At 61.1% G+C, this 18,025-nt stretch carries 18 protein-coding genes; 7 read left to right on the forward strand and 11 right to left on the reverse strand.

All coding sequences use genetic code 11. From position 1 onward, the window contains the following. Window positions 1-2: 2 nt before the first annotated feature. Complete coding sequence (locus RLW41_RS10845) at window positions 3-2,165, reverse strand: Clp protease N-terminal domain-containing protein (protein ID WP_414464527.1); 2,163 nt, start codon at window positions 2,163-2,165, stop codon at window positions 3-5. 289 nt (window positions 2,166-2,454) lie between these two features. Between RLW41_RS10845 and argB the strand changes: the two genes are divergently transcribed. Continuing rightward, window positions 2,455-3,423: an acetylglutamate kinase gene (argB, locus tag RLW41_RS10850; RefSeq protein WP_409561762.1), complete on the forward strand. Its 969-nt coding sequence runs from the start codon at window positions 2,455-2,457 to the stop codon at window positions 3,421-3,423. Continuing rightward, window positions 3,423-4,166: a pyrimidine 5'-nucleotidase gene (locus RLW41_RS10855; RefSeq protein WP_414464528.1), complete on the forward strand. Its 744-nt coding sequence runs from the start codon at window positions 3,423-3,425 to the stop codon at window positions 4,164-4,166. Before argB ends, RLW41_RS10855 begins: the two co-directional genes overlap by 1 nt. A 15-nt stretch (window positions 4,167-4,181) precedes the next feature. Here RLW41_RS10855 and RLW41_RS10860 read toward each other — a convergent pair whose 3' ends face one another. After that, on the reverse strand, window positions 4,182-4,940 hold the full coding sequence (locus tag RLW41_RS10860) for an SDR family oxidoreductase (protein ID WP_414464529.1): 759 nt from the start codon (window positions 4,938-4,940) through the stop codon (window positions 4,182-4,184). A 124-nt stretch (window positions 4,941-5,064) separates the two neighbouring features. Here RLW41_RS10860 and RLW41_RS10865 point away from each other — a divergent pair, with 124 nt between their 5' ends. Continuing rightward, window positions 5,065-5,877, forward strand: a complete 813-nt coding sequence (locus RLW41_RS10865; protein WP_414464530.1) for a hypothetical protein — start codon at window positions 5,065-5,067, stop codon at window positions 5,875-5,877. Between the two features lie 4 nt (window positions 5,878-5,881). On the opposite strand, the gene RLW41_RS10870 is transcribed toward RLW41_RS10865, so the two are convergent. The 5 genes from RLW41_RS10870 to RLW41_RS10890 form a co-directional block, all read right to left on the reverse strand. Continuing rightward, window positions 5,882-6,811, reverse strand: coding sequence for a 3-hydroxybutyryl-CoA dehydrogenase (locus RLW41_RS10870; RefSeq protein ID WP_409561766.1), 930 nt, complete (start codon window positions 6,809-6,811; stop codon window positions 5,882-5,884). 45 nt (window positions 6,812-6,856) lie between these two features. Next, window positions 6,857-7,801 (reverse strand): electron transfer flavoprotein subunit alpha/FixB family protein, encoded by a 945-nt coding sequence (locus RLW41_RS10875; protein ID WP_409561767.1) that lies wholly within the window; start codon window positions 7,799-7,801, stop codon window positions 6,857-6,859. 2 nt (window positions 7,802-7,803) lie between these two features. Continuing rightward, window positions 7,804-8,559, reverse strand: coding sequence for an electron transfer flavoprotein subunit beta/FixA family protein (locus RLW41_RS10880; protein WP_409561768.1), 756 nt, complete (start codon window positions 8,557-8,559; stop codon window positions 7,804-7,806). A 327-nt stretch (window positions 8,560-8,886) separates the two neighbouring features. Continuing rightward, window positions 8,887-9,468, reverse strand: a complete 582-nt coding sequence (locus tag RLW41_RS10885) for a cob(I)yrinic acid a,c-diamide adenosyltransferase (RefSeq protein WP_414464531.1) — start codon at window positions 9,466-9,468, stop codon at window positions 8,887-8,889. Between the two features lie 68 nt (window positions 9,469-9,536). Then, window positions 9,537-9,725 (reverse strand): twin transmembrane helix small protein, encoded by a 189-nt coding sequence (locus RLW41_RS10890; protein ID WP_013950485.1) that lies wholly within the window; start codon window positions 9,723-9,725, stop codon window positions 9,537-9,539. 231 nt (window positions 9,726-9,956) lie between these two features. Here RLW41_RS10890 and RLW41_RS10895 point away from each other — a divergent pair, with 231 nt between their 5' ends. The 4 genes from RLW41_RS10895 to RLW41_RS10910 all read left to right on the forward strand — a co-directional run bounded on the left by RLW41_RS10895 (window position 9,957) and on the right by RLW41_RS10910 (window position 14,315). Next, on the forward strand, window positions 9,957-11,546 hold the full coding sequence (locus tag RLW41_RS10895; protein WP_409561770.1) for a murein hydrolase activator EnvC family protein: 1,590 nt from the start codon (window positions 9,957-9,959) through the stop codon (window positions 11,544-11,546). Beyond that, complete coding sequence (locus RLW41_RS10900; protein ID WP_409561771.1) at window positions 11,546-12,994, forward strand: S41 family peptidase; 1,449 nt, start codon at window positions 11,546-11,548, stop codon at window positions 12,992-12,994. The genes RLW41_RS10895 and RLW41_RS10900 overlap by 1 nt, the downstream gene beginning before the upstream one ends. 93 nt (window positions 12,995-13,087) lie before the next feature. Further along, a complete protein-coding gene (locus tag RLW41_RS10905) occupies window positions 13,088-13,621 on the forward strand; it encodes an RNA pyrophosphohydrolase (RefSeq protein ID WP_414464532.1) in 534 nt (177 codons plus the stop codon). Between the two features lie 163 nt (window positions 13,622-13,784). Continuing rightward, window positions 13,785-14,315 carry an RNA pyrophosphohydrolase gene (locus RLW41_RS10910; RefSeq protein ID WP_409561773.1) on the forward strand — a complete coding sequence of 177 codons (531 nt, stop codon included), beginning with the start codon at window positions 13,785-13,787 and terminating at the stop codon, window positions 14,313-14,315. Window positions 14,316-14,366: 51 nt separating this feature from the next. Here RLW41_RS10910 and RLW41_RS10915 read toward each other — a convergent pair whose 3' ends face one another. From RLW41_RS10915 to RLW41_RS10930, 4 genes are all read right to left on the reverse strand, one after another. Beyond that, the gene (locus RLW41_RS10915; RefSeq protein ID WP_409561774.1) at window positions 14,367-14,513 is read right to left on the reverse strand and encodes a DUF2474 domain-containing protein; all 147 of its coding nucleotides are present in this window, start codon (window positions 14,511-14,513) and stop codon (window positions 14,367-14,369) included. Then, window positions 14,513-15,520, reverse strand: a complete 1,008-nt coding sequence (gene cydB / locus RLW41_RS10920) for a cytochrome d ubiquinol oxidase subunit II (protein WP_414464586.1) — start codon at window positions 15,518-15,520, stop codon at window positions 14,513-14,515. Before cydB ends, RLW41_RS10915 begins: the two co-directional genes overlap by 1 nt. A 19-nt stretch (window positions 15,521-15,539) precedes the next feature. Next, window positions 15,540-16,967 (reverse strand): cytochrome ubiquinol oxidase subunit I, encoded by a 1,428-nt coding sequence (locus RLW41_RS10925; RefSeq protein ID WP_414464533.1) that lies wholly within the window; start codon window positions 16,965-16,967, stop codon window positions 15,540-15,542. A gap of 317 nt (window positions 16,968-17,284) precedes the next feature. Further along, window positions 17,285-17,566: a hypothetical protein gene (locus tag RLW41_RS10930; RefSeq protein WP_409561776.1), complete on the reverse strand. Its 282-nt coding sequence runs from the start codon at window positions 17,564-17,566 to the stop codon at window positions 17,285-17,287. Window positions 17,567-18,025 lie beyond the last annotated feature (459 nt).

The raw sequence follows: 18,025 nt of genomic DNA on the forward strand, positions 1-18,025 counted from the left end.
GCTCAGTGGCCGAACTTCTTCATTAACGTCGTCACGATCGCCATGCCTGACTCGCCGAACGTCGCGAGCGCGCCGCCGATCACGGCTGCGACCGTCCAGCTGAAAATGCGAACGACGGTGCGGCCGATGTTGGCGCGAACTTTCACTTCGACGATCTGATCGGGAAGCGCCGTTTCAGCGGCAACGCCGTCAGCGCCGATCGAGCGTGCCGAGACGATGATCTGGAGATCCGACCAGCCGCGATACTGCGGCGTGATGTTGAAGCGCCAACTCGCGAAATCATCGCTCGAATAGCCGAGATTGCTCTCGATCCACTGCGTCTCAGGCGAGGTCGATTCGATATAGAAGCCGCCATCGGGCGCGCGGATGCGGACCGACATCGCCTTCGTCACGGCGACGGTGTGCTGCCAGACCTGACCGCCGCCGTCGAGACCTTCCGTGAGCGCCTTCACGGACGATTTCGCGATGCGGATCTCGGCGCGAACGGTTTTGCCGACGCGCATCGAGCGCGGAATGTTTTCAGCAAGCTGACCGGTTTCGACGTTCGCGCCTTTGCCACGCTTCGGTGCGGGAGCGCGGCGCTGGGCTTGCGGCGGTGCCGGCGACTGCGGCGCTGTAGGCGCGCCGATCGGTGCGCCGGGACGAAAGACTGTGTCCTGCCCGAGATTCGGTCGCTGACCCTGGATGGGTGCAGGCGCGGCGCCCGGAGCGCTCATTGGATGCGCGCCCATCGGGCCTGTTGGCGACAGGCTCGGTCCGGGCGGCCCGAATTGCGGCGATCCGCCTTGCATTGGGGCTGGTCCTTCCGGACGCGTCCGGCCCGATGCCGGACCACCTAAGCCCGGCGCTGGAATGGGCGGCGGCTGGACGGACGAGGGCTGTGGGCGCGGCGGCAGATCGAACATGCCGCGCTGGTGTGGAGGGGCGGCGCCTGGATTTCCAGTCGGTCCAGGAGTTGCCGATTGCTGGCCTCCGGCCGGCTGATAGGGCGACGGAAAAGCTTGTGGGCCCTGCGGCGGCGCACCGGAACCAGGTTGTTGCCGTGAGGGCAGCGGTAGGGATGGCTCGCGCGGATACGGCGCCGGGGCAGTAATTTGGCCTGGCCCGGACGGCGTCATGCCGGGACCCGGGCGTGGTCCCGCACCCTGGCCGGGGCCATGATCCGAGGCAGGAGTGGGCCCCCCGAACGATGGTTCATGCCGCGGTTCTGGCCTCGGCTCGCTGATGCCGGTCGGCAGACGCGGTTCCTGAGAGGCGGGTGACGGTGCGGAAAACGGCCGCGACGGCATGGGCGCAGGCTCGGCTGCAGCCGGAGACGGCCTCAAAGGTTCGGCTTGGTGCGGCTCTGCACCGGGGCCGGCGTCGAACGAATGCGGTGCCGGCGGACCGATCGGCTCGTCCTGCTCCCCGCTGGACGCTTCCCGGCCAAATGGCCCGTCGAATGCGGGGGTCTGAGGAAATGGCGGCGCTGGGATGGGATCTGGGTGTTGGGACTGCTCCGGAAACGCCGCTTGCGGAGAGGGATCGTGCGCCGACGGCGGAGCGGCGGGCAGCGGATCGGAGCGCTCGGATAACGGATGCCGCGGCATGTCCTTCATGATGTCGCGCAGAGACGGCGCGGAGCGCGACTGCACGCGTTCGCGGGCGCGGGCCAGGACGTCGTCGGCGACGGGCGGCTGGGGCGGTTGTGGCGGCGCCGGTGCTTCACGCGGCGGATTGAGCGCAGCTTGAAGCGCACGAATGGCGTTTTCGAAGGTCAAACCGTGCGCTTCGAGGATTTCAGCGGCGACGCTTCGGGCATCGCCGACGATGGCTGCAAGCACGATGGCGCCGTTGATGTCACGCCTGCGGCTGCCACGCGCGGCGGCCGCCGCGGCTTCGAGAATGCGGCGAACCTCGGCCGAGACGCCGAGCGAATCCTGCGGCGGAGCGCCGCTCGGAGTGCCTTCGAGCACGCGGGAAATGACGTCGCCTTTGATCCGTTCACCGCTGATATGGCTCGCGTCGAGCACCGCAACGGCATCGGGATCGTCACAAAGGGCCGCGAGCAAATGCTCAAGCGACACCTCTGACGCCCCCGTCGCGCCGGCAAACTCGGCGCCGCGCGCCAGCGTTGCCGCCAGTTCAGACGACATCGGGATTTGGGTAATATCTGGTGCCGTCACGCCCACGACATCTCCTGAAACGAAGGCCAAGACGGGCAGACTGGCCAAGACTCGTTGCGATAGCGTGTCGAAAACACACGCTGATGGCAAGGTTATAGCAATGGCACGCGCGTTGGCAGGCCGAGAATGGTTTTCGTCCCCAGATGGCGGGCGTTTACCTGCGTCAGGACCGCCCGCAGGGCAGCAACGCCTGGAAATCCATTGAGACCCGCCACCGAGCCGCTATAAGACCGCGACAACGCGCCCGGCTCCCCGCCAGGCGGTGCATTTTGGCCATAGGGGGAAACTCGTGACGTCAGCGAAACCTCTCTCGGAAAAAGTTGCCGCAACTCAAGCCGCGTCGTCGGCCGAAAGTCCGCTGACAGCGCATCAGCAGGCGCGCATTCTCGCGGAAGCGATTCCGCATCTCATTGATTACGACGAAAAGAACGTCGTCATCAAATTCGGCGGTAACGCCATGGGCGATGAGGCGCTGTTCAAGGCGTTCGCGCAGGATATCGTCTATCTGAAGCAATCGGGCATCAACCCGATCGTCGTGCACGGCGGCGGGCCGCAGATCGGCAATATGCTGCAGAAGCTCGCGATCAAATCCGATTTCGTCCACGGGCTACGGGTGACCGACAAGCCGACCGTCGAAGTCGTCGAGATGGTGCTCGCGGGCAAGATCAACAAAGAGATCGTGTCGGCGATCAACCGGCAGGGCGGCAAGGCCGTCGGCATCTCGGGCAAAGATGCCAATCTGATGATCGCGAAAAAGATCACGGAGATGCCCGATCCGCAGTCGAACATCATGAAGCATGTCGATATCGGGTACGTCGGTGATCCGCTGGAAGTTAATCCGCATATCGTTGAAGTGATTTCGAAGTCCGATCTCATTCCGGTCATCGCGCCGGTTGCGATCAGCCGCGAAGGCGAGACGCTGAACGTCAACGCCGATACGTTCGCTTCGGCGCTTGCGGCGCGCATGCAAGCCAAGCGCCTCTTGCTGCTGACCGACGTCACGGGTGTCCTCGACGAGAACAAGCAGCTCATTCCGAGCCTGACGATCGACGAAGCGAAAGCGATGATCAAGAAAGGCGCGATCTCCGGCGGCATGATCCCGAAGATCGAAGGCTGCATCGAAGTCGTCGAAGCGGGCGTCGAGGGCGTCGTCGTGATCGACGGGCGGGTGCCGCATTGCGTGCTGCTCGAACTCTTCACCGAGCATGGCGTCGGCACACTCGTCAAACGGGCCGAGCGCAAGAAGGGCCGCAGCTAATGGCAGCTCCGGCAGGACAGGCAGGCTTGCCGGCTGCAGCCATGACGCGACCTGGTTTCGATCACGTCGAGACGTGGATCTTCGATCTCGACAACACGCTCTATCCGGCGTCGTGCGATCTGTTCGCGCAAGTCGATCAGCGCATGAGCGCGTTTATCGCAAAGACACTCGGCGTTCCGCGCGAGCATGCACGGCATTTGCAGAAGGCGTATTACCGGCAGTTCGGCACGACACTCGCCGGGCTGATGAAGGTGCATAAACTACAGCCGGGCCCGTTTCTCGAATATGTGCACGACATCGATTTGTCGGTGGTGCCGGAGTTGCCTGATCTTGCCGCGGCGATCGCTGCGCTGCCGGGGCGGCGGTTGATTTTCACCAACGGCTCACGGCGGCATGCCGAGAACGTGGCGCAGAAGCTCGGCGTGCTGCATCTGTTTGAGGATATCTGCGATATCGCGGCGCTGGATTATGTTCCGAAGCCGGAGCGCGAAGCGTTCGACAGAATGCTGAAGCTTCACGCCGTTTCCGGCGCGCGTGCTGCGATGTTTGAAGACATGCCGCACAATCTGGAACCGGCGTCGAGTCTCGGCATGACGACGGTGCTCGTCCATTCCGACTACATCGACCATCCGGCGCAATTGAAAGTGCGCGAGTGGCGAGAGCTTCCCGAGCACGTGCATTACCTGACGCGGGATTTGACGGGGTTTTTGACGACGGAAGCGAAGCCGAAGCTCTCTCGCTGAAGCGGCAATGGTTACTCAACCGCGGCCGATGAAGGGCATGTTGGTCGCCATCAGCGTCATGGACTGAACGTTGGCGTCGAGGGGCAGATTGGCGATGTAGAGCACGGCATCCGCCACATGCGAAACGTCCATGCGCGGCTCGACCATGGTTGCGCCGGTTGCTTGCAAAATGCCGCTGCCCATCTTTGAGGTCAGGTCAGTTGCGGCGTTGCCGATATCGATCTGCGAGCAGGCGATGTTGTCGGCGCGGCCATCGAGAGACAGCGATTTCGTCAGCCCAGTGATGGCATGCTTGGTTGCCGTGTACGCGAGCGATAACGGACGCGGGACTTGAGCCGAAATCGAGCCGTTGTTGATGATGCGGCCGCCTTTGGGATCTTGCGCCTTCATAATGCGAACGGCTTCGCGCGCGCAGAGGAAACATCCCGTCAAATTCACATCGACGACGCGTTTCCATTCGCTGAGCTGCAGTTCGTCGATCGGGACGCCTTGGGTGAAGGTGCCGGCGTTGTTGAAGAGAAGATCGAGGCGGCCGAACGTTTCGCGGGTTGCGTTGAAGGCTTTTGCAACCGCCGTTTCATCCGCGACGTCAGCAGGCGCGATGAGGCATTCGGCACCAGCGGGCGTTGCGAGGTCTGCAGTTTTTTGCAGCTCATCGACGCGACGGCCAAGCAGCGCGACGTCGAAGCCGTTGGCCTGAAGTTTCAGGGCCACCGCGCGGCCAATGCCGGAGCCGGCCCCCGTCACCAAAGCGACGCGCTTCGTATGAACCATGTTTTCATTCCATCCCGACGGCGTTGGCGCTGCATAGCGTGGAATGTTCACGGGCGCCAGTTTCTGGCGTCGGGCGGCCATGCTAAAGGTGCGCCGGACCTGAGCGGTGCGTGGGGGCACGATCATGACCGAGGCGGGAATGGCAAGCGTGCGTTTTTGCGCCAATTGCGGGACGGCTCTGCAGGGAAAATTCTGCACTTCCTGCGGGACGCAAGCGGCCGCGGCGTCAGCGCCGGCGCCAAGCTCCGAAGGCTGGGGCAGCCTGTCATCGGAATTTTTCAGCTCGCATGGTCGCAACGGTATTCTCTCCGTCGCGCTGTCGTTTCTGCGCCATCCTGTCGATACCATCATCCGGTTGACGGACGATCCGACCTATCGCTCGCAGTGGGGTTTTCTGACGGCCACGGTCGGTGCGCAGATGACCCTCATCTATGTGTTGCTGCCGCGCGCCTTTGCGGCGCTGTTTCATGTGCCCAACACGGCGAACAGTTCGGCGGTCATCACGAACGAGATCGTGCAATACGTCGGCATGGCGATCCTGACGCCGATCCAATATTACGTTTGCCGGTGGCTCGGGACGCGGAAACGGTCGCCGATGTCATATGTGAAGCTTTGCGTTTTGAGCGTCAGCTATGGCGCGCTGCTGTCGAGCTTTGTCGCGATCTTTTTCTTTTTGCTCGCGGTCGGCTTGCTGAAAAATGGAACTGCCGTCGATCTCGGAACGCTATGGCAAGGGTTGGCGGTGCTGACGCTGATTGCCATCCTGGTGTTCGTCACCGAAAGCCATCGGCGGTTCTGGGGGATGGCATGGCCGATCGCGATTGCCGTTACGATTTCGATCGCGGCGCTGTCGTGGCTGGTCGTCTATCCGGGGCTGGGGGCGCTGATCGAACGCGGCGGCGTTGCTGGCGCAGTCAGCGGGCTTTTCGGAAGTTGATGTTTTAGCGCGTCGGGACGGGCTTCTCGCCGCGGTAATCGTAGAAGCCGCGCTTGGTCTTGCGACCGAGCCAGCCGGCTTCAACGTATTTCACGAGAAGCGGGCAGGGGCGGTATTTCGAATCCGACAGGCCTTCATAAAGCACCTGCATGACGCTCAGGCAGGTGTCGAGGCCGATAAAGTCGGCGAGTTCGAGCGGGCCCATTGGATGGTGGGCGCCAAGCTTCATCGCCTTGTCGATGGCTTCGACGGTGCCCACGCCTTCATATAGCGTGTAGACGGCCTCGTTGATCATCGGCAGCAGAATGCGGTTGACGATGAAGGCCGGAAAATCTTCCGATACGGCCGTCTTCTTGCCGAGGCTTTCGACGAAGGTCTTGGCTGTAGCAAACGTCTCGTCTTCCGTCGCGATGCCGCGGATCAATTCGACGAGTTCCATCAGCGGCACTGGGTTCATGAAGTGCATGCCGATGAAGTCTTCCGGGCGGTCGGTGCCGGACGCCAGACGCGTAATCGAAATCGACGACGTGTTGGACGCCAGCATCGCCGTCGGCTTCAGGTGCGGACAGAGCGCGGCGAAGATCTTGTGTTTCAGGCTTTCGTCTTCGGTGGCCGCTTCGATGACGAGATCGCAGTCGCCGAAGGCTTCGAGCGTCGGCGCAAACGAGATGCGTTCAAGCGCCTGATCGCGGGCTTCCTCGCTGATAAGGCCCTTGGAGACCTGGCGCGCCATGTTCTTTGTGACGACCTCAATGCCCTTGTCGTAGGACTCTTTCTTGAGGTCGTTGATCGCGACCGAATACCCCGAGAGGGCCACGACGTGGGCGATGCCGCTGCCCATCTGGCCGGCGCCGATGACGCCGACCTTGCTGATCGTCCGGGCAGGCTGGACGCTGACCTTGCCTTTTTCCATCAGCTTCTGAGCTTGCGACATGAAGTCGGGTCCTCGCGGGTTTCGATGTTGTCTAGCGCGTTTATCTCAGGCCTTGGCTTTCTGCAGTTCGGCATCAAGCTCGGGCAGCGCCTGGAACAGGTCCGCGACGAGCCCGTAGTCGGCGACCTGGAAGATCGGCGCATCGCCGTCCTTGTTGATCGCAACGATGACTTTGGAGTCTTTCATGCCGGCGAGATGCTGGATGGCGCCGGAGATGCCGACCGCAATATAGAGATCGGGAGCGACAACCTTGCCGGTCTGGCCGACCTGCCAATCGTTCGGCACGAAACCGGCATCGACGGCAGCACGCGAAGCACCCATCGCGGCGCCGAGCTTATCGGCAATCGGCTCGATATACTTCGTGAAGTTCTCGCCGTTGCCCATGCCGCGGCCGCCGGAAATAATGATCTTGGCGGACGTCAACTCCGGGCGATCCGACTTCGACAACTCGGCCTTCTCGAAGGTCGAGATGCCCACGGCAGCCGGGGCCGAAATCGTCTCGACGGCGGCAGAGCCACTTTCGGGCGCGGCCGCGAACGCAGCGGTGCGGACGGTGATGACTTTCACCGGTTCGGCCGACTGCACGGTCTGGATGGCGTTGCCGGCATAGATCGGACGCTCGAACGTGTCGGGCGAGACGACCTTGGTGATGTCGGAGATCTGCATCACGTCGAGTTTGGCTGCGACGCGCGGCAAAACGTTTTTGCCGAACGCCGTCGCGGCGGCGACGATGGCGGAATAATCCTTCGCAATCGACAGGATGACCGCGGCCACCTCTTCCGCCAATCCATTGGCGAGCTGAGGGGCGTCCGCGACGAGAACCTTCGAAACGCCTGCGAGCTTGGTTGCGGTCTCGGCGGCGCTACCAACGTCGGAGCCAGCAACCAGGATGTGGACGTCTCCGCCAAGGTCCTTCGCCGCGGAAAGCGCTTTGGCAGTGGCAGGTGCGAGTGTCTTGCCGGAAAGTTCGGCGAGGAGAAGTGTCGTCATGATTAGAGAACTCCCGCTTCGCTTTTCAGCTTCTCGACCAGCTCTGCAACGCTGCCGACCTTGACGCCTGCTTTGCGCGTCGCCGGTTCGGCAGTCTTCAAAACTTTGAGCCGCGGTGCGATGTCGACGCCGAAGTCTTCCGGCTTCTTGACATCGAGCGGCTTCTTCTTGGCCTTCATGATATTCGGCAGCGACGGATAACGCGGCTCGTTGAGCCGCAGATCAGTCGTGACGATCGCCGGCAGGTTGAGCTTGATCGTTTCCAAGCCGCCATCGACTTCGCGCGTGACAGTGATGGAGCCTGCTTCCGGCACGACTTTCGAGGCAAACGTGCCTTGCGGCCAGTCGAGCAAGCTTGCGAGCATCTGGCCCGTCTGATTGCTGTCGTCGTCAATCGCCTGCTTGCCCAGGATGACGAGATCGGGCTTTTCGGCTTCGACCAGCGCTTTCAACAGCTTGGCGACGGCGAGCGGTTCGACGACGGCGCCTTCAGGCGTTTCGATCAGAATGGCGCGGTCGGCGCCGATGGCAAGCGCGGTGCGCAGCGTTTCCTGAGATTTGGCCGATCCGATCGAGACGGCAACGACCTCTTTGGCGCCGCTTTTTTCCTTAAGGCGCACAGCCTCTTCGACGGCGATTTCATCGAACGGGTTCATCGACATCTTGACGTTCGCCAGGTCGATTCCAGAGCCGTCCGGCTTGACGCGAATTTTAACGTTGTAGTCAACGACGCGTTTGACCGGCACTACGATCTTCATGCCTTCCGCCAGATCCTCTGGCGCTCCCCTGTTTGTTGTTTCCCGCGCTTCGGACGAACGCGGGTTTCTCCACAGTGCATTTCCGCTCGCGGGTCGAGCGGGACGCGCCCGCGGGGTTCAAGTTCCAGCAAAAAAGCGCGATTTTCGCAACTGCGAAGAGCGAAAGCTAAGGTTGGGTTGGGTTCAAGTCAATCGTCGCTTGCGTCGCGGCGGAGGTTAACAAGGCCAGCCTTGGATAAGTCTTTCGCCTAATGGCGCGCGTCATCTCTTAGAATATTGCGAAGCTTGGGATTGTGCCGATTTGCCCATGCGTGCAGGGCTTTGGCGTCAGCGATTTTTCCCCGGAACCCACAGGATATCGCCCTTGCCGCGGTCGTTGACGTAGCGGCTTGCGACAAAGAGGAAGTCGGAAAGACGGTTGATGTATTTCAGGGCCGGCGCGCTGACCGCTTCGCCGGGCACGGCGGCCAGTTCGACCATCATCCGCTCGGCGCGGCGCGAGACGGTGCGCGCTACGTGCAAGGCGGCGCCGGCGGGCGTGCCACCGGGAAGAATGAAGGAGCGCAGAGGCGTCAGCTCGGCATTCATCTGATCGATCTCGGCTTCGAGGCGCGTCACCTGGGCATCGGCAACACGAAGTGGCTCGTATGCCAGCTTTTCATCCTTGTCAGGAACGCAGAGATCGGCGCCGAGATCGAACAGGTCGTTCTGGATGCGAAGGAGCATGGCGTCGACGTCAGGTTCGCTCCCGGCGAGGTGGGTACGAGCGACGCCGACGGCCGCGTTTGTTTCGTCCACGGTGCCGTAAGCCGCTATTCTCGGGGACGTTTTCGGGACGCGCTCGCCCGTTCCTAGTGCCGTCGTGCCGGCATCGCCGGTCTTGGTATAGATGCGATTGAGTACGACCATCGTCTCAAATCCGGTTTATCTTGTTTCGCCAAAAATCGGCGGTGACGCCCCGAAGGGCACTTCGGCCATTAGTGGGTCACAATGACGTAGGCAAGAATAATGAGAATCGCGACGAACTGGAGCCCGACGCGCCATCGCATCAGCTTCTGGCTCAGGTTGGGGCTGCTGCCGCGCATCATGTTCCACAAGCCCAAGAGCAGGACGATCAGAACGGCAAAAACGGCAACCGTAGTGGCATGATAGAGAAAATATTGCATTCAGCCTGTCCGCAGCGAAATCGAACGATGTGCTTAAGCCTTCCGGAGGGGCAGGGCAATCTGCAAGTGGCCAAGGCGTCGAAGACTGTCCGTCCGCATAGCATTACGCATTTGAAATTTGCTCTCCGCTGCAAATCCCTTAATTTTTCAGCCGCATCATTCGCACAACCGGTTTCAAGGCGGGCGAGATCCGTCCTTACCGGTCCTATGCGCCCATCAACCTGAGGCCTCGTGTCAAAGAACCAACCTGCGTTGCGGACGTTTCGGCCTCGCATCGGCGACGTGAGCGGACGCGTGGGTTTTGCCGGCGTGCTGGCGCTGTCGTTCGCGCTGCTGCCGTCGCCGCTGTTCGCCGAGGATCCGCTGCCGACCGATGCCGAGACGGCTAAGCGCGTCCTGCAGGAAAAGAAGCACGAGCTCGACGTTAACGCGGCCAAGGAGCTGACGATCCAATCGGACGTCGCGCAGCTCGATGCGGAACGCGAGCAGTTGAATGGCCGGCTTATCGATACGGCTGCTCTCATTCAGCGCAGCGAAGGCAAGATGACCGCGATCGAAGGCCGGTTGTCGGAACTCGAAGAGCAGGAGCGGATCGTTCGCGGCTCGCTGGCGCAGCGGCATGTCGAGATCGCGGCGCTGCTCAGTGCGCTTCAACGCATGGGGCGCAACCCGCCGCCGGTTCTCGTGACGCGACGCGAGGATGCGCTCAAGATGGTTCGCAGCGCCATGCTGTTGTCGTCGGCGTTTCCGGGGCTCAGAGACCAGGCGGTGGCGCTTGGGACGCAGCTCGCCGATCTGCAGCGCGTAATGGGCAACATTCGCACCGAAGGCGCGCGACTTCAGGCCGAGACGGACCGGCTCAATGAAGCTCGCACTCGGCTCGCGAGTTTGATGGAAGCCAAGAAGCTGACGTTGCAGGACCGGAAATCGCAGCTTGCGTCGGTGCGCACCGCGACCTCGGACATTTCCAAGAGTGTCACAAGCCTTTCCGATCTCATCAACAAGCTCGACACGGCCGTTTCTGAAAAGACCGGACTCGGCACGTACGATGAAGAGCTGAAAGCGCGTCAGCGGTCGCAGGGCCAGCAGGTGGCGTTGGCTGCTCCGGCATCGGGACCGCAGATCATCAAGCCGCCACCGGCGGACGACGCTGCGGTCAAAACTGCCAAGGTCGCCGAGGCGACGCCGTCAGTGCAGCCTGCGCCTCCGCCTGCAACAGCAGCGAAAGCGGCAACGGCCGCCGCGGCGTCGAAGGTTGTGGCTCAAGGCACGCAGCCGGCGTCTGCCGCCACTGCCCCCAACGGCCAGAAGGTTGCGATGGTTGAGCTTGAGCCGGGGGGAGCGTCGCTCATTCCCGGTAGCCCGGGCCGCATCAAACCGGCCATCCCGTTTTCGGATGCGCGCGGCAAACTGCCGTTACCGGCCCAGGGGCGGCGGGCCCTTGGATTCGGCGAGAAAACGCAATTTGGCGGACAATCCAAGGGGATTGTCATCGAGACGCGGTATTCCGCCCAAGTTACGTCGCCATGCGATGGCTGGGTTGTCTACGCTGGCGAATTTCGCAGCTATGGGCAACTCTTGATCATTAATGCAGGCGACGGCTATCATGTTCTGCTCGCGGGCCTATCGCAGATCGATGTTCAGCCGGGACAGTTCGTACTGACCGCAGAGCCCGTCGGTACAATGAGTGGTGGTCAAAAGAATTCGTCGTCCGCGACACCAGTAAGCGGACCCGTATTATACGTTGAACTTCGTAAAGATGGACGTCCTATCGATCCCGATCCCTGGTGGGCATCAGGTCAGCAGAAGGTACAAGGCTAATGCGCAAGACAGACTATGCATTCTGGACATTCCTGCTGATGACGGGTTTGGCCGGAGCGACAACGCTCCTGAATGTCACCCAGACGTACTCGGCGACGTCATCGCAGAATTCCGAACTCTATAAGCAGCTCGATCTTTTCGGCGACGTTCTTGAGCGCGTTCGCTCCGATTACGTCGACAAGCCCGACGATACGCAGCTTATCGAATCGGCGATCAACGGCATGCTGTCGTCGCTCGATCCGCACTCGTCTTATATGAGCCCGAAGAATTTCCGGGATATGCAAGTCCAGACGCGCGGCGAGTTCGGTGGTCTCGGCATCGAAGTGACGATGGAGAACGGCGTTATCAAAGTCGTTTCGCCGATCGACGATACGCCTGCATCCAAGGCCGGCCTGATGGCCAACGACCTCATCACGCATCTCGACAACGAAGCCATCTCGGGCCTGACGCTCGAGCAGGCAGTCGAGAAGATGCGCGGTCCGGTCAATACGCCCATTACGCTGACGATCGTCCGCAAGGGCAAAGATGAGCCGTTCGACGTCAAGGTCGTGCGCGACGTGATCCGCATCAACCCGGTTAAGTCGCATGTCGAAGGCGATGTCGGCTACATCAAGATCTCGACCTTCAACGAGCAGACGCACGCCAATCTCGTGAAGGCCGTCGAGACGCTCGACAAGGAAATTGGTCCGAACATCAAGGGCTACATCATCGACCTGCGCAACAATCCGGGCGGTCTTCTCGATCAGGCGATCGCGGTGTCCGACGACTTCCTGGAGCAGGGCGCGATCGTGCTGACCAAGGGCCGCAACAACGAAGAGACGCAGCGTGCGAACGCGCGTCCCGGCGATATCAGCGACGGCAAGAAGATCGTCGTGCTGATCAACGGCGGTTCGGCTTCGGCGTCTGAAATCGTTGCTGGTGCTTTGCAGGATCACAAGCGTGCGACGGTCATCGGCACCCGCTCATTCGGCAAGGGTTCGGTGCAGACGATCATTCCGCTCGGCGCCAACGGTGCGATCCGTCTGACGACGGCGCGCTACTACACGCCGTCGAACCGGTCGATCCAGGCTAAGGGTATCGATCCGGATATCAACGTTGCCGAGGCTGTGCCGGATGACCTGAAGGACAAGATCGCTGCTGAAAAGCCGCGCGGTGAAGCGAGCCTTCGCGGCCATCTGAAGAACCCGAGCAATCCGGACCAGACGAAAGACGACGATCTGGCGGAACCCTCGGGCTCGCCGTCCTACGTGAACAAGGACGCGGCGAAGGATACGCAGTTGCAGTACGCAATCTCGTTCCTCGACGGCAAGGCGAAGGGACCAGAGACGTCCAGCGCGGCGCCGTCTCCTTCGGACACGCCGGCCGCCAAGCCGTCGACCGACGCTGACGACAAGAAGGCCCCGGCCGCACCGTCGTCCGACGACGACAAGAAGGTGACGCCGAACTAAGGCCACCGTCTGAACTCAAGGCATTCAAAGGGCGCTGGAAACGGCGCCCTTTGTGTTATGGAGCGGCCGGAACAAGGGACGAGGCAATCGCACATGAGTAAGTCAGGGAAACCGCATATCAATCCCGAGGATCTGCCTTATCGGCCGTGCGTGGGGCAGATGGTCATCAACGCCGAAGGGCTGGTTTGGGTAGGCCGTCGCGCCGACATTCCGGGCGATGCGGAAGGGCGCGGGACCTGGTGGCAGATGCCGCAGGGCGGCATCGATGCTGGCGAAGAGCCCGTCAAAGCAGCGAGGCGCGAACTGTTTGAGGAAACGGCGATGGTTTCCGTCGAACAAATCGGGGAGCTATCGCGCTGGGTCACTTACGACTTGCCGCCTGAATTGATCGGCGTCGCCTGGGGCGGTCGCTATCGCGGGCAGAAGCAGATGTGGTTTGCCTATCGCTTCCTGGGAACGGACAGCGAAATCAACATCACGCCCGGCGAAGGGCTGGAACCTGAGTTCGTGGAATGGCGTTGGACTAGCGCGCATGACCTTCTCGACCTTATCGTTCCATTCAAGCGCGCGGTCTATCGCGAGGTTCTGATGGAGTTCGCGCCGTTAGCGCGCCCGACGCGTGGCTAGCGTCGCCCTAACGCTGCATTTTTGCTTCAGATTCTGATTAAAAAAGCGACTTGTCCTCGCTTCCTGTTTATATGACAGTCTAATGTCATACGGCTGCTACGTTTTTCTGCAGAATCAGGATGCGCCATCAATCAACTCACAAATGCGAGGGTTGCAACCAGGAATGACAGTGTTGCCGACACCAGCCAGCTTGTCTCCGAATGCTCTGCCTTTCCGGACCGGCGTCGGCATCATGCTCATCAATCGCGACGGTCTCGTCTGGGTTGGCCGGCGGCGTCCGAAGTGGGCCGGCGACGGCCAAGCGCATATCTGGCAGATGCCGCAGGGCGGAATCGAGAAGTTCGAAGCGCCGCGGATCGCCGCGTTGAGGGAGCTTCGCGAAGAAACTGGCGTGACGCATGTCGAGATGCTGGCCGAGCATCCGGAATGGCTGTCGTATGAACTGCCGCCTCACCTTCTCGGCGTGGCGCTGAAGGGCCGTTATCGCGGCCAGCGGCAGAAATGGTTTGCGATGCGCTTCCTCGGTGAGGACAGCGATATCGACATTGCGGCGAAGGCGGAAACCAAAGCCGAGTTCGATATGTGGCGCTGGGCGCCGATGGAAACCCTTCCCGAACTGATCGTGCCGTTCAAGCGCGGGATTTACGAGCGGGTTACGACCGACTTCGCCTATCTGGCGCATCCTGCGACTTAGCCGTCTGCGGAAGACTAAAGTTTCGCGGGCTTGTGGGTCCAGACGGACAGTTCAGACGGTCAGGCCAGCTTGCGTCATGAGAAGGCGCATCAGGCCGGCGAACGCGCCGAGCGCCAGCACGCTCAACGTCCAAATCAGCACGAGCCAGCCGACGCGACGCGCCAAGGATGGGGGCTTCGTTTCGGCGTTGCCCGGCATCAGTGATACCCCTCTCCCGCTTTCACCTTGCCACGGAACACGTGGTAGGCCCACGCGGTGTAGAAGAGAATGAACGGGATCGTGAACAACGCGCCAACGAGCGTGAAGCCTAAGCTTTGCGGCGGCGAGGCTGCGTCCCAGATCGAGATCGACGGCGGCACGATGTTCGGCCACAGGCTGATGACGAGCCCGCTGTAGCCCAGAAAAACGAGACCCAACGCGAGCAGGAACGGCATTGCGTGCGTGTCGCGTGCGATGGCCCACAGCAACGCCACTGCCGCGATGACAACGAGGATCGGCACCGGCGAGAAAAACACGATGTTGGGGAAGGAGAACCAACGCGTGGCAATCTCAGGGTGGCTCAGCGGCGTCCATAAGCTGACGATGGCGATGGTCGCGAGCAAGGCCAAGACGATCGGCTTTGCCAGTTCGCGCATGCGTTCGAGCAAAGCCCCCTCGGTCTTCAGGATCAGCCACGTCGCGCCAAGCAGCGCGTAGGCGACGATCAAGCCCAGTCCGGAAAAAATTGCGAAGGGCGTCAGCCAGTCGAAGGCACCGCCCGAATAGACGTGATTTTCGACCTGGAAGCCGTTGATGAACGAGCCAAGCACGATGCCTTGCGAGAATGTGGCGATGTACGATCCGCCGGCGAACGCCTTATCCCAGACCGGTTTGTGTGCCTCGTCGGCTTTGAAGCGGAATTCGAATGCGACGCCGCGCAAGATCAATCCGAGCAGCATGGCGATGATCGGCAAATACATGGCCGAGAGAACGATGGAATAGGCGATCGGGAAGGCCGCAAGAAGACCGGCGCCGCCAAGCACCAGCCACGTCTCATTGCCGTCCCAGACCGGAGCGACGGTATTCACCATCGTATCGCGGTCGGTGCGGTCTTTGACGAAGGGAAAGAGAATGCCGATCCCGAGGTCGAAGCCATCCATGATGACGTACATCATCAGGCCGAAGCCGATGATCACGGCCCAGAGAAGCGGGAGGTCGATACCGATGTCCATGGTTCGCGTCTCCTCAAATGGCCGGATTGTCGATTTTGTCTTCGACCGCAGAGAGCGGGCGCGCAGGACGCAGGTGCGGATCTTTGTCCGCATCGGGTTGCGGTCCGCCGCTTTCGTCGGGGCCTTGATCGACGACCTTCAGCATGTAGCCGACACCTGTGCCGAACACTGCGAAATAGACAACGACGAAAGCGCAGAGCGTGATCGACAGCGCAAGGACCGAATGGTTCGAGACGGCGTCGGCGGTCCGCAATTGCCCATAGACGACCCAGGGCTGGCGGCCGATCTCCGTCGTCAGCCAACCGGCGAGAATGGCAATCAGCCCCGCCGGACCCATCAGCAATGCGAAGCGGAGGAAGTAGTCCGACGAATAGAGCCGTTCCTTCCAGCGCAGCCACAGGCTCCAGACGCCGAGTGCCACCATGAGCAAGCCGAGCCCGACCATGATGCGGAACGTCCAGAAGATAATCGTGGAGTTCGGACGATCTTGCGGCGGGAATTCCTTAAGGCCTGGAATGTGGCCCGTGAGACTGTGCGTCAGCACGAGCGAGCCGAGTTCGGGGATTTCAAGCGCATAGCGCGTCGTCTCGGCCTTCATGTCGGGCCAGCCGAAAAGAATGAGCGGGACGCTTTGACCCGGCTCGTTTTGCCAGTGGCCTTCGATGGCCGCGATCTTGGCGGGCTGGTATTTCAGTGTGTTCAGGCCGTGCTGATCGCCGACGAGAATCTGGATCGGCGCAAGGATCAGGATCAGCCACATCGCCATCGAGAACATGGTGCGGATCGCGGGCGATGAACGGCCCTTAAGCAGGTGCCACGCGGCGGAAGCGCCGACGAACAAGCCAACGGCAAGCTCGGATGCAACGACCATGTGCGCGAGGCGATAAGGGAACGACGGATTGAAAATGACTTTCAGCCAATCGACGGGAACGACGCGGCCGTCGATGACCTCGAAGCCTGCGGGCGTCTGCATCCAGCTATTGGACGCCAGAATCCAAGCGGCCGACAGCAGCGTTCCGAGTGACACCATGATCGTCGCGAAGAAGTGGAGGCCGGGACCGACCTTATTCCAGCCGAACAGCATGACACCAAGAAAGCCGGCTTCGAGGAAAAAGGCCGTCAGAACTTCGTACGTCAGAAGCGGGCCGGTGACGCCGCCTGCGAAAGCCGTGAAGCCGCTCCAGTTTGTGCCGAACTGGTAGGCCATGACGAGGCCGGAGACGACGCCCATGCCGAAGTTGATAGCGAAGACCTTCGACCAGAAATGATAGAGATCGCGGTAGGTCGCATCCTTCGTTAGCAGCCACATCCCTTCGAGGACGACGAGATACGTTCCGAGGCCAATGGTGATGGCGGGAAAGATAATGTGGAAGGAGACGGTGAACCCAAACTGGATGCGGGCGAGCTCAAACGCACTCAAAGCGGATACGGTCGTTATCATTTGCGCCTCGGCATCTCGTCGTGACACGACCCCGCATTCGACGCGATGCCGAACCGATCGCCTTGCCTATGTTGAGCCATTCGTCGCCGAATAGAAAGAACGGATGCGACGGTGACTTAATACGGGTTCTTCAGCAACGGTCTGACGGGCGCATATGTCTGGAGGACAAGCGCCATAAGCGATGACGAGCAGTCCGCTGTGGACTGTCAATTAGAAAAGCCGATGCGTGTTGCGAAGTAGACAAGACGCCCAACCGCGTATGCCGGACGCGTTTATCGTGCCAATCGGAAATCGAGGAGTGCCAATTGGCAATCCGCCTAACGGCGATTGCTCCGCATGCGGGTATTGCCGGTGACGGGATTTCCGAATCGGCCATAGCTCGCAGCGGGGTTGTTATAATTCTGCAGTCGCTGCGGATACATCGATGTCGGCGCGCCGACATTTCCGGATGTCCCGTAGCTGCTGCCATTATTGCTGCTCGATGGGGTTCGAATGATCGATTCAGTTCCACCCGTCGGCGCCGGACTGACGCTTTGCTGCGCGTGAGCCTGGACGGCGCTTCCCAGAACCAGGGCTGCCGCCAATATTCCCGTTCTCATTGTGACGCTCCTACCGTTTAGCCACGAGACCGCGTCTATCCCGCCTGAGACATAGCCTGCCTGAGACATAGGGTGCCGGGGGCCGGCTGCAAGCAGCCGTCCGGCCGACACGGGTGCGTTGGGCCTTCTTGGATACAACCCTTAGCGGACCAAAAAGATCGTCCAGGTCGCTATTGCAACCAGAATAGCGCACAGGACCGTCAGCATGACGGGTGAGTTGGCTGGAGGCCGGCCGCGGTTGTCGGAAGGATCGGGAGTTGCCATTGGGCGGATCAAATTCGAAATAGATTTAAGGCGAGAATGAAAGAAACTTTAGCCGATTTTTCAGCGATACGATTGCAGAACCTTATTCGCTGGTTCACGAACGGTAAATTGCGCAAAATCAAAGAGTACATGATCGTTCGTCATCCAAAATAACGTGTGAAAGTGACCGATCCGTTGGGGAATTTGGGTGAAAAG

Source organism: Hyphomicrobium sp. DY-1, assembly GCF_047497105.1.
Lineage (GTDB): Bacteria > Pseudomonadota > Alphaproteobacteria > Rhizobiales > Hyphomicrobiaceae > Hyphomicrobium_B.

Coding starts and splice junctions, on each gene's coding strand:
- RLW41_RS10855 (WP_414464528.1), top strand. CDS start 3,423: ATGGCAGCTCCGGCAGGACAGGCAGGCTTGCCGGCTGCAGCCATGACG.
- RLW41_RS10860 (WP_414464529.1), bottom strand. CDS start 4,940: ATGGTTCATACGAAGCGCGTCGCTTTGGTGACGGGGGCCGGCTCCGGC.
- RLW41_RS10865 (WP_414464530.1), top strand. CDS start 5,065: ATGACCGAGGCGGGAATGGCAAGCGTGCGTTTTTGCGCCAATTGCGGG.
- RLW41_RS10870 (WP_409561766.1), bottom strand. CDS start 6,811: ATGTCGCAAGCTCAGAAGCTGATGGAAAAAGGCAAGGTCAGCGTCCAG.
- RLW41_RS10875 (WP_409561767.1), bottom strand. CDS start 7,801: ATGACGACACTTCTCCTCGCCGAACTTTCCGGCAAGACACTCGCACCT.
- RLW41_RS10880 (WP_409561768.1), bottom strand. CDS start 8,559: ATGAAGATCGTAGTGCCGGTCAAACGCGTCGTTGACTACAACGTTAAA.
- RLW41_RS10885 (WP_414464531.1), bottom strand. CDS start 9,468: ATGGTCGTACTCAATCGCATCTATACCAAGACCGGCGATGCCGGCACG.
- RLW41_RS10890 (WP_013950485.1), bottom strand. CDS start 9,725: ATGCAATATTTTCTCTATCATGCCACTACGGTTGCCGTTTTTGCCGTT.
- RLW41_RS10900 (WP_409561771.1), top strand. CDS start 11,546: ATGCGCAAGACAGACTATGCATTCTGGACATTCCTGCTGATGACGGGT.
- RLW41_RS10905 (WP_414464532.1), top strand. CDS start 13,088: ATGAGTAAGTCAGGGAAACCGCATATCAATCCCGAGGATCTGCCTTAT.
- RLW41_RS10910 (WP_409561773.1), top strand. CDS start 13,785: ATGACAGTGTTGCCGACACCAGCCAGCTTGTCTCCGAATGCTCTGCCT.
- RLW41_RS10915 (WP_409561774.1), bottom strand. CDS start 14,513: ATGCCGGGCAACGCCGAAACGAAGCCCCCATCCTTGGCGCGTCGCGTC.
- RLW41_RS10925 (WP_414464533.1), bottom strand. CDS start 16,967: ATGATAACGACCGTATCCGCTTTGAGTGCGTTTGAGCTCGCCCGCATC.
- RLW41_RS10930 (WP_409561776.1), bottom strand. CDS start 17,566: ATGAGAACGGGAATATTGGCGGCAGCCCTGGTTCTGGGAAGCGCCGTC.